A 15,293-nucleotide genomic window follows, 5' to 3' on the forward strand; every position below is an offset into this window, starting at 1 on the left:
AAGTCTGTCAGGCCGGCTGGTGACGGCCCCGGCCACCCTGTCGGCGTCCCTGTGGTAGCCGGACCACCGCGCCGGCGTCGTGCAGGGCGACCGCCAGGTGGCCGGTCCGGCCGCCGGTGCCGCGTTTGAGGGCGGCGAGCAGTGTTCCGGCGGGCAGCGGGCGCGCGAAGAGATGACCCTGGCCGGCGGCGCAGCCCAGTTCCCAGAGGGTGTGTCGCTGCGCCTCCCGCTCCACACCCTCGGCCACCACGGCGAGGTCGAGGCTGCGACCGAGATCGAGGGTGGAACGGATGATCGCGGCGGCCTCGGTGGAGGATTCCATGGCGGTGACGAAGCTCCGGTCGATCTTCAGTTGGTGCACCGGGATGCGGGAGAGCAGCGAGAGCGAGGAGTATCCGGTGCCGAAGTCGTCCAGGGCGAGCCGGACGCCGCCAGCACGTAGCCGGGTGAGAACCTGGTCGACGACGTCGAGCTGACTGAGGGTGAGGGTCTCGGTCAGTTCCAGGATCAGCCGGTCGGGTGGCAGGTCGTGGGCGCGCAGCCGAGCCAGCACCGAATCGGGGAACCGGGTGTCGAGCAGGCTGCGGGGGGAGACGTTCACCGCCACGGGTACGTCGAAGCCGGCGTCGCGCCAGGTGCCGGCGGCGACCAGGGCCTGGTCGAGGATGGCCTCGGCGAAGGCCGGAAGCAGGCCCGAACGTTCGACCGTCTCCAGGAAGCGCAGCGGGTCGATCATCCCGTGGGTGGGGTGACGCCATCGGGCCAGCGCTTCGGCGGCGATGACCTCACCGCTGCCGAGGTCGACGATCGGCTGGAACTTGACGGTGAACTCACGGTCGGCCACGGCCCGGGTCAGGTCACCGCCGAGGGTGAGACGACCCAGGTCGGCGGTGTCCCGGGCGGACGCGTAGCTGGCCAGACGCTGCCCGGCCCGCTTGGCCTGATACATCGCGACGTCCGCACGCCGGAGCAGTTCGACCATGCCGCCGGTGGCGGGGGCGGCGGCGATGCCGCCGCTGGCCTCCACGTTGATCCGCATGCCGTCGAGGTCGAAAGGTTCGTGCAGCGCCGCCAGCAGCGTCTCGGCCCGGTGCGCGGCGACCGCGGGCGCGGGCAGGGCGCGCATGAGTACGGCGAACTCGTCGCCACCGAGCCGGGCGACCAGGTCCTCGGCGTGGGCGGCGGCCCGCAGCCGTGCGGCGACAGCGGCCAGCATCTGATCACCGGCGGTGTGGCCGAGGGTGTCGTTGACCTCCTTGAAGTGGTTCAGGTCGATCAGCACCAGGGCGGTGACCCCGTCGGCGTGCCGTTGGTCCAAGTGGTCGTTGCCCGCGTCGAGCAGGTGACGCCGGTTCGGCAGGCCGGTCAGCGCGTCGTGCGTCGCGTCGTGTGCGTGGGCCTGGGCAACCCGGGCGAGTTCCGCGTACGCCTGGGCGTTGCGGATGGCGGTGCACAGCGCGGAGGCGAAGGTGTAGAGGGTGTAGTGCTCCCGCTCGGAAAGTTTCACCGGTCCGCGGAAGCGCAGCCGCAGCATGCCCACGTCGACCGTCTTGTCGTGCCCTTCCAGGCGGGCAGGGACCACCGCGCCCTGGACGGTGGTGGGCTCGGCTGCCGGTCCGTCGTATGTGACGCCGTCGGCGCCGCCGCGCACGACCCGGTCGGTGTCGCGCAGCTCGACCTCCACCTCGTCGGCGGAGAAGAGTTCGGCCGCCCGGGTGACCGCGGTGGTGAGGACCTCGTGCAGCTCGACCACGTTGAGCGCGTCGGTGGTCTGGGCGAGCCGCTGCCACACCTGCTGCTCGGTGCGCTGCCGAATCCTGCCGGAGTACGCCAGGTGCAGACTGAGCACCAGCGGCGGAACGGCGAGCAGCAACCGAGTGTCGATCTCCAGCAGTAGGAGAGTGCAGAGGGCGACGGCGAAACGTACGCAGAAGCCACCGACGCGGAGGTCCAGGTTGTCCCGGAATTGTCGGGAAATCCTGGTTCCGGTGGCCAGGGCGATGACCGGAATGGCGAGGAGGTCGTCGACGAGTGCGGCGGCCAGGTAGGCCAGCGCCAGCATCAGCGACATGCGGAGCAGGTCCTCCGCTGGCCGGGACCAGTCCAGGAGCGCCAGGGTCGCACCGGCGGCCCCGGCGACGAGGATGTTCTTGCCAACGCCGAACGCCCTCTTGATGACCGGCAGCCGGAACGATGCGATCGCGACACCAAGTCCGGTACACAACACCACCCAGGATGTCGGAGCGACGGCCACTCCGATCACGATGGCCATCTCGTTCCAGTTGATCTGGTGGGTGGTTGACCGGATGCGTATTCGCGCCTTGACCGACGTGCCCACCGCGATCATGAAGACCACCGTCGCGATGGTCGCGAAGTCGTCCAGCGACCTCGGTGTGGTGGAGGTCAGGATGAGTCTTGTCGATGCGAGGACGACTATCCCTGCCGATGCGACGACGAGACCGACGAGCAGCCGTAGCCGCCGATCGGTCTCAGTGCCGCCTTGCCCGAAAAGTGTCATGACACCTCAGGTCGCGCCCTTACCTCAGGTCACCCTACCTCGGTAAGGCCGGTCGGGAAGTTTGTTGGAGCCTCAGGCCCACTCGCTGCCTTTCATGTCCTACTCCTCACTCGTCGGGAAGCGGGAATCCTGATTGAACGTGCCCGCCTCGCGTGATGGGAGGAGCTTAAGTAGAGAACCTGATGCTTAGCGATAATAAATGTCGCTATGCTCTCTATCAGCCAATACCGTCCTGATTCGTGACGTTCTGTCTATGATGTCCGTGCGCAGCGTTCGATCAGAAGTACGCGTACAGGCTGTTTTCGGTGTTGGTCGAACACAAAGAAGATCCTGCTACCCGTCAGTGTGACGGGTCAAACAGGTGCCGCGCACCGACGAAGTGGGCCGACTGCAATACCGATACGTCCGCTGCTCCACGTTGGGGTCGACGATCTGTGGGTGCGCCGTTCAACCGCTGTCTGGGCCGCCCCTACACCATTGTCCGCCGCGGTCGAGGAGGCGAGAGTGCGTAAAGATTCGAGGTGCTTCGTCTTCAGCTGTTCCCTAAGACGTAACCTGTGCTCCCACCCCGAAAGCCTGCTCCGTTTCTTGCCGCTCCGGTTGAGCTCGCCGTGACGGAGTGCAACATGGCGGGTGCCGGCAGCGTTAAGCTGCATACGGTGATCCTTTGAATGCGGTCAGAGGGGTCGGGTGCAGATTCAGCTTCTCGGCGGTCTCGCGGTGCGCCTCGGCCCACAGGCGTTGCCGCCCGGAACGCCCAAGCAGCAGACCGTCCTGGCCATGCTGGCCTGCAACGCGGGGCAGTTGGTGTCGGTCGAACAACTCGTCGACGAGCTGTGGTCCGATAACCCACCTCCCTCCGCTATCCCGAATGTCCGTACTTATGCGGCTAATTTACGGCGCGGTCTTGAGGCGATGTTTCCTGATCGGGACGTGCTGATCCGCGCTCGGAACGGTTACCGGCTCGATGTCGAGTACTCGGACGTGGACCTTTGCGCCTTCCGCGCAGAGGTGACCGAGGCACGGCGACTCCTCAGCGTGGACGAGCGGGAGGCGGTGCGACTCGTATCCCGTGCGCTGGCCCGCTGGCGCGGACCGATGCTCGCCGGGACAGCCCTCGGACCCGGGCTCTCCGCCCAGGTGGCCGCCGCGACCGAGGATCGGCTACTGGCCACCGAGTTGTACGGCGAGCTGCAGGTCCGGCTCGGCCACTATGACGAGGCACTGCCGGTGCTACGGGAACTGCTGACCATGCATCCGCTGCGGGAGCCGGCTCACCTGTTGCTCATGCGGGCGCTCCACCTGGGGGGAGACGCCGCCGGTGCCGTGGCGGCGTACACCGCAGCTCGTCGAACCCTGCGAGAACAACTGAACGTCGAGCCCGGGGAGGAACTGCAACGGTTGTATCGAAGTATCAGTCGGCAGGACGCCCGGTCTCGCCGGTCCGGAGCAACCGGAGCGCTGGGTAGGGAGTCGGCTGTTGCCGACGACCAGGAGTCCCGACTGCTCTCCTACCTCCCGCGGACGGTTCCGGACTTCGTGGGCCGTGCCGACGCCGTTGAGCACCTGCTGTCCATGACCCTGCGGGCCGGCGAGCAGAACTGCGCAGTCCATCTCGTCGACGGCATGGCCGGCAGCGGCAAGACGACGCTTGCGGTACACGTCGCCAACCGGCTCACCGACCGATTTCCGGACGCCCAGTTGTTCATCGACCTCAAAGGCCACGACCCCGCCGAGAAGCTGGACAGTCCGGTGGCTCTGGCGACCTTGCTGCGGCAACTCGGCACACCCGCCGGTCGGATACCGCCGGACCCCGGAGACCGGCTCGACCGGTGGCGTCGCGACCTGGCTGGTCGCAAGGTGATCATCGTGTTGGACAATGCGGCCGACGCCGCGCAGATCCGGCCTCTGCTGCCCACGGCGCCGGGAAGCCTGGTGATCGTGACCTCCCGTCGACGGATCAGCGGGCTTGACGTCGATCCGCCGGTGTCCCTGCCGCTACTCGACCCGGCGGAGGGTGTCGCACTGCTGGCGTCCACAGCAGGGTCGGAGCGGGTGGCTGCGGAGCCCGAGGCGGCAGTGGCGGTGGTGCAGAGCTGTGGTCACCTGCCGCTCGCGATCCGGCTTGCCGGTTCACGGCTCGCGCATCGTCCGAACTGGCGGGTGGCGGACCTGGCAACGCTGCTGGCGAGCAAGGCGCGCCGGCTGGATCACCTGACCTCAGGGGACCGCAGTGTGGCCGGTGCGTTCGCCGCCCTGTACGCCTCGCTGGACGAACCAGCGCAGCGACTCTTCCGACTGCTCAGCGTGCATCCGGGAGACGAGTTCGGCCTGCTGGCCGCCAGCGCGTTGGCCGGCCTGTCGCTCGACGAGACCGCCGACGTACTGGACGCCCTGCTGGACTCCCACCTGATCGAGGAGTTGACGGTGGGGCGTTATCGGATGCACGACCTGATTCGGCAGTACGCCAATGATCTGTCCAACCGGGTGGACCAGGCGAGTGTGCGAAGAGCGGCGCTCGCGGATCTTCTCGATCTGATGCTGCACATCTCTTTTCCGGTGGCCGACAACCTCGAGGTGGGCCGTACCGGTATCCATGTCTCGCTCGGCTCCGCGCGTCGCCCTGACCTGGTCGAGATGCAGTACGACGCTGCCGAGAAGTGGCTGGAGACCGAGCGGTCCAACATGGTCATGCTCGTCGGCCGGGCCCATGACTGGGATTTCCACCAGGAAACGTGGCAGTTGGCGCGGATTCTGTGGCGTTTTCTGTACACGCGGGGATGCTATGACGACATCGTCATGACAAATCGCCAGGGTCTTGCGGCCGCGGAAACGATCGGCGACGAGAAGGCCATGGCCGTGATGCACAACTATCTTGCCTCGGCCTATCTGCGGACCGGCAACTATCCAGGTGCGTTGGCGCACGTGGACAAGGCCGTGGAGATTTGTGAGCGCCGTGGTGACCGAATCAACCACGCGCGGTATCAGGCGAATCTGGTAGCAATCTACTGGCTCCTCGGTGAACCCGAGAAGGCGGTGACTACGGGACTGCACCGCATGCGAAAGGGCACCATTTCGGAAATCCATGAGACCGCCACTCACCTGCCGAACCTGGGCTTGTCATTGGCGTTACTCGGAAGATACGACGAGGCGCTGCGCGTGCATCGCCTGCACCTCTACCTCGGACGCCAGTTGGGTAGCCAGTTCCATATACTCAATGCGCTCGGTCACATTGGTGCGGTCAAGTGCCGCATGGGGCAGTACGACGTGGCAGTCCGCGCATTGCGTACGGCGCTCGTCATGCGGCAACGCACCGGACACCGTTACGCGGAGCCCGAGGTCCGGAACGACCTCGGGGTGGCCCTACGTGGTCTCGGGCGCACGGGTGAAGCGGTCCGCGAGCACGAGGCCGCCCGGAGAATGGCAGCCGATGCCGGTGAACCCCACGTGGAGGCGGCGGCCCTGAACGACCTCGCGTTGACCCTTGCCGGTTCCGCGGAGACCCCACGGTTGATCGAACTGCACCGCGAGGCGCTGCGGGTAGCCACTCGGGTGGCGCACCCCTATGAACAGGGGCGCGCCCTGGCTGGGTTGGCCGAACACTTGTGGACCATCGATCCGACCGAGGCCCTCCGGCACTGGACGCGGGCGTTGGCGATCTTCCGACGGATGGGGGTGCCAGAGCGGATTGACGTCGCCCGGCGCATAGCTGAAGCCGAAGCCCAGCAGCCGGCGGAAAGCCTGCATCGACCGCCGTCCGCGCTGTCTCTAGCCCTGCCTCACGGGGGGTTAGAAATTGAAGATTGAGGTGCTTGGCGGCTTTCGAGTCTCGTTCGGCTCGTCCGGGGTGGACCTCGGCACGCCGAAGCAACGAACCGTTCTGGCCAAGCTGGTGATGAACCCGAGCCGGACGGTCGCCATAGAGGGGCTGATCGACGAGATCTGGCCCGACGACCCGCCGCGCTCGGCCGTGCCGAATGTGCGGACCTACGCCGCAAACCTTCGACGGACCTTCGAGGCGCACGAAGCTGGCCGGGGGGTGCTGGTACGTCAGCGTGGTGGGTACCGACTGGAGATCGCCACCGACGACGTGGATCTGTTCCACTTCCTCGACCAGGTCGATCGAGCCCGTCAGCTCAACATCCGCGACGAACCCGAGACCGCACGGTCGTTGCTGAGGCGGGCGATGCCCCTCTGGCACGGGCCACCTCTGCTGGGTGTGCCTCTCGGAGCTTCGCTGGCTGCCGACGTGGCGGCGGCTCAGGAGCAGCACCTCCTCGCCGTGGAGATCCTCGCGGATCTCCACCTCGCGGCGGACCGCGTCGAGGAAGCCCTTCCGCTGCTGTGGCGAACCGTTGCCACCCATCCCATTCGTGAGCCGGCGCTGCTGCTGCTCATGAGAGCCCTGCATCGACGCGGTGATGTGACAAGCGCGATCTCGGTGTTTCGGTCCGCGGCCCGAGTGATGCGGACCGAACTCGGCGTCGAACCCGGACCGGATCTCCGACGACTGCATCAGGAGATGACCGAGCAGCGACTGGCCGCGGTGCCGGCCGCCGTCTCAGCCGCATCTGGTGGCAGCGACGGGTCGAGCGCGCGGACCTCGGCGGAACCCGACACCGGTCGGACGGATTGGGACTGGCTACCCAGACCGGTGGCTCATTTCGTTGGCCGGGAGGCCCTCGTCGAGCGGATGGTCGGCCGGAGTCGAGCCGGCGCAGGCCCGGCACCCGTCGTTCACCTGATCGACGGGATGGCGGGCAGCGGCAAGACGACCCTCGCCGTGCAGGTCGCCAGACGCCTGGCGGCCTCGCACCCGGATGGTCAACTCTTCGTCGACCTGCGCGGTCACGACGAGGGCAACGTGATGGATCCCGCCACCGCCCTCGTGGTGCTCCTGCGCCAGTTGGGTGTGCCGGCACCCCGAATTCCAGTGGATGTCGACGAACGGCGGGGGTTGTGGCGCAGGGAACTGTCCGCTCGCCGTGTGGTAGTCGTGCTCGACAACGCGGCGGACAGTGACCAGGTTGCTCCGCTGTTGCCGGTCACCGCGTCGTCGGTCATCCTGATCACCTCCCGTCGTCGACTTCTCGACCTGGATCTCGGGCCTCCCGAATCCCTGTCGGTGCTGTCGCCCGAAGAGGGCGTCCGCCTGCTCGCGGTCAGCGCTGGCGAAGAGCGGGTGCACGCGGAACCTGAATCCGCCGCAGAGATAGTCCGTAACTGTGGTTACCTGCCGCTGGCGATCCGGCTGGTCGGGTCGCGACTGGCTCACCGACGCAACCGCCGGTTGGTCGACCTCGCCGCTCGTCTGGCCGCGAATGACTCTGGGCTGGCCAGCTTCGGAACAGGTGAGCGCAGCGTCGCTGCGGCCTTCACCGCCTCGTACGAGCCGTTGCACGAGGTGAGTAAGCGGGTGTTCCGCTTACTGGGTCTACACACCGGACATTACTGCACCAGCATGGTGGCGGCGATGTCCGGCCTGTCGTACGCGAAAGCGAGTCATGTCCTCGACGATCTGGTCGACCGTCACTTGGTCGAAGAATCGGAGGACGGTCGTTACCGGATGCACGACCTGGTTCGACAGTTCGCCCGCGAGAAGTGCCTGGAGACAGATTCGGTGGAGGTGCGAAGAGCTGCGCTCGCCAGTCTGCTCGACCAGGTCATGCAATTGTCGATCGTCGCCACGACGTCATTGAACAGGCTCATCGACATCTACCGCGACATTGGCGACGTAGCGCCGGAGCGACCCGATATCCTGCCTGGTTCCGAGACGGTCGACATCGACTGGGTCGAGCGGGAGCGGGGCAACCTGAATCTGTTCATCGAACTGGCGGCGAAGAACTCACTCCACGGCTACACCTGGAAGATGGCCCGTGTGCTGTGGCGCTTCTACTACGTACGTGGCTACTTCGAGGATATTCAGCGTACGCACGAGTTGGGGCTGGCCGCCGCAGAGCAGGCGGGGGACGGCCGGGCCGTCGGCGTCATGAAAAATTACCTCGCCTCGGCGTTGATCAAGACCGGTTCGCATGACCAGGCGGTCCGGTGCCTGAAATCTGCGCTGGTGGATGCTGAATCAATCGGCCACCGTGGAGACATCGCCCGGATCCGGGGGAACCTGAGCGTGGTGCACTGCTTGGTGGGTGATTTTCACGAGTCCGCCGATCTCGCGCTGGCGGCACTACGCGACCTTCCGATGCGGCTGATAGGCCAGGTTCGGGTACACCTGCCGAACGTCGGCATCGCCCTCACCTGGTTGGGTCGCTACGAGGAAGCGCTGCGGGTGCATCGCTGTCATCTGCTCTGGGCGCGGGTGGAAGGTGACCGATACCAGATCGCCAACGCATTGAGCCACATCGCCGCCGTTCGCACTCGCAAGGGTGAGCACGCCCAGGCACTGCGGCTGCTGCGATCCGCCATGATCCTTTATGCCGAGACGGGGCATCGGTACGGAGAGGCCGACGCGCGCAGCGTGATGGGCATGGCTTATCGCGGCGTGGGTCTGCTCGCGGAGGCCCGGCGGCAGCACGAGTTGGCGCTGGAACTCACCGGCCACTCGGCCGAGCGGCAGGCGGAGTGCACCGCGTTGAACGAGTTCGGCCTGACGCTGGCGGCCGACGGCGACATCGACGCCGCCGTGCGGGCCCACAGGCGAGCGCTCGACCTGGCGGTCCGGATCGACAACCGTTACGAGCAGGCCCGGGCGCTGGCCGGTCTGGCCGAGCACCTGCTGGTCGCGGACCCGGCCGAGGCGCGGCGACATCTGGAGCGCGCACTGGTGCTCATCGTGCCGACCGGGGCACCGGAGCGGTTCGAGATCGAGCACCGTCTCGCCGAGCTGAAGCGGCGCACGCCGACCTGCTGATCGCCGGACCTCTCCGGCCCTCGTCCTTATCGATTTCTTATCGCCGGGGTCGTTAGCCTCCCGGACGTTCGCCGACGGGGGGAGATCCGACAGTTGCCGGATCTCGTCGCGACCCCTGCCGCCGGGTCTACCCCAGCAACCGGAGGCAGGCCGGTCTCGGAAGGAGCGGCGCGGGAGCGCCGCTCCTTCCGAGCGCCGTACCGACTGTCGCACGGCACGGATAGGCTCGCGACCGTGACCGAACCTGCCCAGCTCACCCACGTCGACACCGCCGGTGCGGCGCGCATGGTCGATGTTTCCGCCAAACAGGTCACCGGTCGTGCGGCGACCGCCGCCGGCCGGCTGCGGACCACCCGTGAGGTGATCGACCTGCTGCGTGGAGACGGCCTGCCGAAGGGCGACGCCCTGGCGGTCGGGCGGCTCGCCGGGATCATGGGCGCCAAGCGCACTCCCGACCTGATTCCGCTGTGCCACCCGATCGCCCTGCACGGTGTCACCATCGACCTGACGCTGACCGCCGACACGGTCGAGATCACCGCCACCGCCCGTACCGCCGACCGCACCGGCGTGGAGATGGAGGCGCTGACCGCGGTCGCGGTCGCCGGGTTGGCTCTGGTGGACATGGTCAAGGCCGTGGACCCGGCGGCCAGCGTCGACGCGGTCCGAGTGCTGCGCAAGGAGGGCGGCAAGACCGGCCTGTGGCAGCGCCCGGAGGACCGGCCGTGATCCGCGCCCGGGTGGTGGTGGCCTCCAACCGGGCCGCCGCCGGTGTCTACGCCGACACCAGCGGCCCGCTCCTCGTCGCCGGGCTGCGGGAGTTGGGCTGCGCGGTGGACGAACCGGTGGTCGTGCCGGACGGCGACCCGGTCGGCCAGGCGGTCTGGGCGGCCGTGGCGGACGGCATCGACGTGGTGCTGACCAGCGGCGGCACCGGGATCACCCCCACCGATCGCACACCCGACGTGACGCGGGCCCTGCTCGACTACGAGATTCCCGGCATCGCCGAGGCGATCCGCGCGCACAGCCGCGACAAGGTGCCTACCGCCGTGCTCTCCCGAGGGGTGGCCGGGGTGGCCGGCCGCACGCTTGTGGTGAACCTGCCCGGCTCGACCGGCGGGGCACGGGACGGCCTCGCCGTGCTGGGACCGATCCTGGCCCACACGGTCGATCAGCTGCGCGGTGGTGACCACCCGGCGGCCGGTTAGGCTCGGCCGGTGAGAAAGGAAACCGCCTCCACCGACGAGGTCTCCGCGCCACCGCCGGCCGACTGGGCGCAGGCCCGCTCCCGGGTGCACGCGGCCGGCCTGGCCGCCGCGCTGCCCGCCGTCGAGCTGCCACTCGCCGAGGCCGACGGGCACACTCTCGCCGAACCACTCACCCCCCGGACCGACCTGCCGGCGTTCCCGACGTCGAGTGTGGACGGCTGGGCGGTTCGTGGTGCCGGCCCGTGGCGGGTCGTCGGGCGGGTCCTCGCCGGCAGTACGGCTGCCCCGTTGACCGAGGACGGAACGACGGTCGAGATCGCCACCGGGGCGATGGTGCCGGCGGGTGCCTCGGCGGTGCTCAGGGTGGAGGAGTCGAGGCGTACCCCGGCGGGGTTTGTCGACGGCGTGCCGCGTGCCACGCCGGAGTGGCGGCGGCCCGGCGAGGAGGCGACCGCCGGTGAGGAACTGCTGCCGGCCGGGACACCGGTCGACCCAGCGGTGATCGGTCTGGCCGCCTCGTGCGGCCTCGACACGCTGCGGGTACGCCGGCAGCCTCGGGCCGCACTGCTGGTCTTCGGCGACGAGCTGCTCACCGCGGGCCCGCCGGGCGACGGGCGGGTCCGTGACGCGCTGGGCCCAGCGGTGCCGGGCTGGCTACGACGGTACGGCTGCCGCATCGATCCCGACGGCGTGGTCGGCCCCGTCGCCGACACGCTTGACGCTCACGTGGCCGCGCTGCGCGCCGCCCTGGACCACGCCGAACTGGTCTGCACCACAGGCGGCACCATGCACGGCCCGGTCGACCACCTGCACCCGGCGCTGGCGACGTTAGGTGCGGAATACGTGGTCAACACGGTCGCGGTGCGTCCCGGCTTCCCGATGCTGCTGGCCAGGTTGGTCGGTGCCGACGGTCAGGTCCGGTTCGTGGCCGGGCTGCCCGGCAACCCGCAGTCCGCCGTCATCGCGCTGGTGTCTCTCGTGGTCCCGCTACTGGCCGGGCTCGCCGGTCGGTCGTTGCCGACACTTCCGCACGCCGTCCTCGCCGAGTCTGTTGCCGGCCGTGGCAACCAGACCCACCTGGCGCTGGTGCGGCTCGACCGGGTCGCCGGGACGGCCCACCCGGTCCGGCACGTCGGTTCGGCCATGCTGCGCGGGCTCGCCAACGCGGACGGGTTCGCCGTGATCAGCCCCGGCACCACCGGCTCGGTGGGTGATCGGGTTCCGATCGTGCCGTTGCCGCTGCTACCTGGGGAGCGGGCATGGTGACCGTCATCAGCACCGTTACCGACCAGCCACTGGATCTCGCCGCCCACGAGGCGGCGGTCGCCGACCCTCGGGCCGGCGCGGTGGTGTCGTTCGCCGGGGTGGTGCGCGATCACGACCACGGGCGGTCGGTGGTCAGCCTGGAGTACGAGGGCCACCCGAACGCCGCGAAGGTGCTCCAGGAGGTCGCCGACGAGATCGCCGCCGACCCCGACGTGTACGCCGTGGCGGTGTCGCACCGCATCGGCCCACTGGCCATCGGCGACGTGGCCCTGGTGGCGGCGGTCAGCACCGCCCACCGCGCCGCCGCGTTCGCTGCCTGTGCCCGGCTGGTGGACGAGGCGAAGGCCCGGCTGCCGATCTGGAAGCGGCAGGTCTTCACCGACGGCACCGAGGAGTGGGTGAACTGCCCCTGAGCGGTGGGCCTAACGCCGTCCGTACAGCATCGAGGCGCGCGCCGCCCGGTCGGTGTGGAAGGCGGGTTCCGCCCCGGGCCGCCACGGCAGTGCGGCGACCAGCAGGATCAGCGCCAGCGCCAGGGAGTTCTCCATCAACGCGCCGAACAGGCCGTCCTGGTAGTGGGAGACCTCCGGCAGTTGGTGCTCGTACGGCCAGATGGGCGAGATCAGGAAGAGCAGGTAGAGCCCGATGGCGGCGATGCCGTGGCGGAATCCGGTGAGCGTCGGGTACCAGATCGGTGGTCGGAGGGTGGCGACTCCCGGCGGCCCGCCGTACGGCGTTGACGCGGATCGGATCGGCCCCCGGCTGGCATCGTGCCGACGGATCGCGTTGTCGGCCAGGACGATGATCGCCGGGATCACCCAGACGAGGTGGTGCGTCCAGGAGATCGGGCTGATCACGTTGGCGGTCAGGCCGACAAGCGTGAAGGCGGTCAGTTCGTCGCCGTCGGAGTGGGCGTTGGACGCCCGTGACAGTCCGAGCGCCAGCACCAGCACGGAGAAGGCGAGCCAGAGCAGGCCGGGGGTCTCGATCGAGTCGTAGAGCCGGGCCAGCAGACCGGCCAGGGACTGGTTGGGCGTCATGTCGGCGGCGCCCACCCGTTCGGTCTGCCACAGCACGCTGCCGAAGTAGTCGCGGGACTCCGCGCCGACGATGCCGAAGCTGCCGATGGTCACTCCGACGGCGGTGCCGATGGCCGTCGCGGCCACCCGCCACTGTCGAGTGATCATCAGGTAGAAGATGAACAGGGCCGGGGTCAGCTTGACGGCGGTGGCCAGGCCGATGCCCACGCCGGCCCAGGCACCGCCGTAGACGAACCGCAGCAGCGGGCCGTCGTCCTCGGCCTGGTGGGTGCCGCGGCGTGAGCGCCAGCGCAGGGCGACCAGGTCGGCCAGGATCAGGGCGAACAGCAGCAGGTTGACCTGCCCGTAGCCGAGCGTCTCCCGGGTGGGTTCGATGGCGACGGCCAGCGGCGTGGCGATGGCCACCGTGTACCACAGTGGCCAGCCCAGCCGGTCGACGATCGGGCGCAGCAGCGCGGCCAGCACCACGGCCAGCGCGGCGATGCTGACCGCGGCGTTGACCAGACCGGCCAGGGTGACCGGCAGGTGCGCCATCGGCAGCATGGCCAGCCCGGCGAAGGGAGGGTAGGTGAAACCCAGGGTTGTGTCGGGCGCTACGAACTCGTACAGCTCGTGACCGCTCGCCCACCAGACCACCGCGCCGTGGTAGATCTTCATGTCGAAGAAGTTGTACGGACGCCCGAAAGCGCCGATGGCAAGCCATGCGGCGTAGGCGACGGCGGCGACGATGCCCGCCCGTACGACTGTCCTACGATCGATCCCACGCGTTACGCGACGGACTGTGGCGAGGCGGTCCAGCCCTCTACCGACGATCGTCGGCATGGCGTGGCCACCCCCGTACCAAGGTCGTCCTACCCGTCCAGGTCCAGTACGGAGCCTAGAACGGCGCCTCACGTCAGTGCCTCCCGCGTTATGCGACCGTGTCCGATCCCACACATTCTTTTGACATTTCCACCGCGTTAACGCCTACCGGACGGTTCAGGTGATTCGCGGCCTTAGCCTGGGTGGGGGTGGTTGGATCGCAGCTCAGCGGGGGTGAGGGGGACGCCTACCGCTCAGCCGGGCAGCCGCCGAGCGGTGGCGGCGGACCGGAGGGCGATCCGGGCCTCCCGACGGGCGGTCCGGACGGCGCGGCGCACCGACCGTCGCGAGTGGCCGATGCGGTGACCGGCCCGCCAGCGTAGTCCGGGCTTACCCTCCGTGTCCGCGGCGGCGAGCAGCAACCCACCGAAGAGACCGAGGTTCTTCAGGAAGTGGATCTGGTTGTTGCTCTTCGCTGCCGGGTCGTCGTTGAGCCAGAAGGGGTGCCCGGCGAGGGTGACCGGGATCAGCGTGCCGGCCAGCACCAGGGCCGCCAGCCGGGTGAACCGCCCGGTGGCCAGCATGAGCCCGGCACCGAGCTGCACGGCCGAGTTGGCTCGGATCAGGGTTTCAGTATCCGTGGGGATCCGCGGATGCGCCCGCTCCAGCAGCGGCGTCACCCGATCGGTTATCGGTTTCGCGGTGGGCGTCAGGCGGCCGGGGTTGGCGAAGTTGCGGGCGCCGCTGACCACGAAGATGCCGCTCAGCATGGCGCGGGCGAGGGATCGTACGGGCGTCATGGAACAGTCATACCCTGTCCGGGGCGTGACTACGCCCCGCAACGGGGTATGTCGATCGATCGAGTGTGTCGGTGCCGCCGCGCCCGGAATCGAGGACCGTCGCGGATGGACGGGTCTTCCGGGGTACCCTACGCCGCGTGACGACCCTGCGGCTGCGACCCGAGGACCCGGCCGACACCGGCGCGATCCGCCGGGTGCTGGCCGCGGCGTTCGCCCGACCCGACGTCGCCGTCCCACCGGAGGTACGCCTCGTCGACGAGCTGCGGGGCAGCGACGCGTGGCTGCCGGAGCTGGCGATGGTCGCCGAGTACGGCGGGGAGATCGTCGGTTGTGCCCTGCTCACCCGGGTGCTTGTCAATTCGGGCACGGCCAGCACACCGGCGCTGGCATTGGGCCCGGTGGGTGTGGCGCCGCACCGGCAGCGGATCGGGCTCGGCACGTCGGTGGTGCAGGCCGCCCTGGAGGCGGCTACGGAACTCGGTGAGCGGCTGGTGGTGGTCCTCGGCGATCCGGCCTACTACCGGCGCTTCGGCTTCAGCCGGGCCGACCAGTTGGGCCTGACCAGCCCCTGGTCCGGCCTCGGCGAGCCGTGGCAGGCACTGGTGCTGCCGCCGGCCACCAGCGGCGAGCCGCCACCCCCGCGGGGCGAGGTGGTCTTCCCACCGCCCTGGTCCAAGGTCTGACCGCTGTCTCACCTGGACTCGCCTGCCATGTCACAGCTCGGACCGCTGACCGACCACACGATGCGGATCGCTCGGTCCGGCGCGGCGAGTTCATGTGAGTGGCTCGACAGGA

10 protein-coding genes are annotated in these 15,293 nt (G+C 68.9%); 7 read left to right on the top strand and 3 right to left on the bottom strand.

The features are described 5' to 3' along the window. Positions 1-7: 7 nt before the first annotated feature. Positions 8-2,518: a bifunctional diguanylate cyclase/phosphodiesterase gene (locus O3597_RS25080; protein ID WP_281602559.1), complete on the bottom strand. Its 2,511-nt coding sequence runs from the start codon at positions 2,516-2,518 to the stop codon at positions 8-10. Positions 2,519-3,208: 690 nt separating this feature from the next. Here O3597_RS25080 and O3597_RS25085 point away from each other — a divergent pair. The 6 genes from O3597_RS25085 to O3597_RS25110 all read left to right on the top strand — a co-directional run bounded on the left by O3597_RS25085 (position 3,209) and on the right by O3597_RS25110 (position 12,270). Further along, the gene (locus tag O3597_RS25085) at positions 3,209-6,325 is read left to right on the top strand and encodes a BTAD domain-containing putative transcriptional regulator (RefSeq protein ID WP_281602560.1); all 3,117 of its coding nucleotides are present in this window, start codon (positions 3,209-3,211) and stop codon (positions 6,323-6,325) included. 88 nt (positions 6,326-6,413) lie between these two features. Next, complete coding sequence (locus O3597_RS25090) at positions 6,414-9,386, top strand: BTAD domain-containing putative transcriptional regulator (protein ID WP_281604632.1); 2,973 nt, start codon at positions 6,414-6,416, stop codon at positions 9,384-9,386. A 234-nt stretch (positions 9,387-9,620) separates the two neighbouring features. Then, positions 9,621-10,112, top strand: coding sequence for a cyclic pyranopterin monophosphate synthase MoaC (gene moaC, locus O3597_RS25095; RefSeq protein WP_281602561.1), 492 nt, complete (start codon positions 9,621-9,623; stop codon positions 10,110-10,112). Next, complete coding sequence (locus tag O3597_RS25100; protein ID WP_164448802.1) at positions 10,109-10,591, top strand: MogA/MoaB family molybdenum cofactor biosynthesis protein; 483 nt, start codon at positions 10,109-10,111, stop codon at positions 10,589-10,591. Before moaC ends, O3597_RS25100 begins: the two co-directional genes overlap by 4 nt. Before the next feature lie 9 nt (positions 10,592-10,600). Then, positions 10,601-11,857 (top strand): molybdopterin molybdotransferase MoeA, encoded by a 1,257-nt coding sequence (locus O3597_RS25105; protein WP_281602562.1) that lies wholly within the window; start codon positions 10,601-10,603, stop codon positions 11,855-11,857. Beyond that, the gene (locus O3597_RS25110; RefSeq protein WP_164448803.1) at positions 11,851-12,270 is read left to right on the top strand and encodes a molybdenum cofactor biosynthesis protein MoaE; all 420 of its coding nucleotides are present in this window, start codon (positions 11,851-11,853) and stop codon (positions 12,268-12,270) included. The genes O3597_RS25105 and O3597_RS25110 overlap by 7 nt, the downstream gene beginning before the upstream one ends. Positions 12,271-12,279: 9 nt before the next feature. On the opposite strand, the gene O3597_RS25115 is transcribed toward O3597_RS25110, so the two are convergent. After that, the gene (locus O3597_RS25115; RefSeq protein WP_281602563.1) at positions 12,280-13,719 is read right to left on the bottom strand and encodes a glycosyltransferase 87 family protein; all 1,440 of its coding nucleotides are present in this window, start codon (positions 13,717-13,719) and stop codon (positions 12,280-12,282) included. Between the two features lie 233 nt (positions 13,720-13,952). Then, positions 13,953-14,498 carry a DoxX family protein gene (locus tag O3597_RS25120; protein WP_281602564.1) on the bottom strand — a complete coding sequence of 182 codons (546 nt, stop codon included), beginning with the start codon at positions 14,496-14,498 and terminating at the stop codon, positions 13,953-13,955. Positions 14,499-14,635: 137 nt separating this feature from the next. On the opposite strand from O3597_RS25120, the gene O3597_RS25125 reads away from it, so the two are divergent. Next, positions 14,636-15,181, top strand: a complete 546-nt coding sequence (locus tag O3597_RS25125; protein ID WP_281602565.1) for an N-acetyltransferase — start codon at positions 14,636-14,638, stop codon at positions 15,179-15,181. Positions 15,182-15,293 lie beyond the last annotated feature (112 nt).

The sequence above is a fragment of the Verrucosispora sp. WMMA2044 genome, from assembly GCF_027497155.1.
Taxonomy (GTDB): domain Bacteria; phylum Actinomycetota; class Actinomycetes; order Mycobacteriales; family Micromonosporaceae; genus Micromonospora; species Micromonospora palythoicola.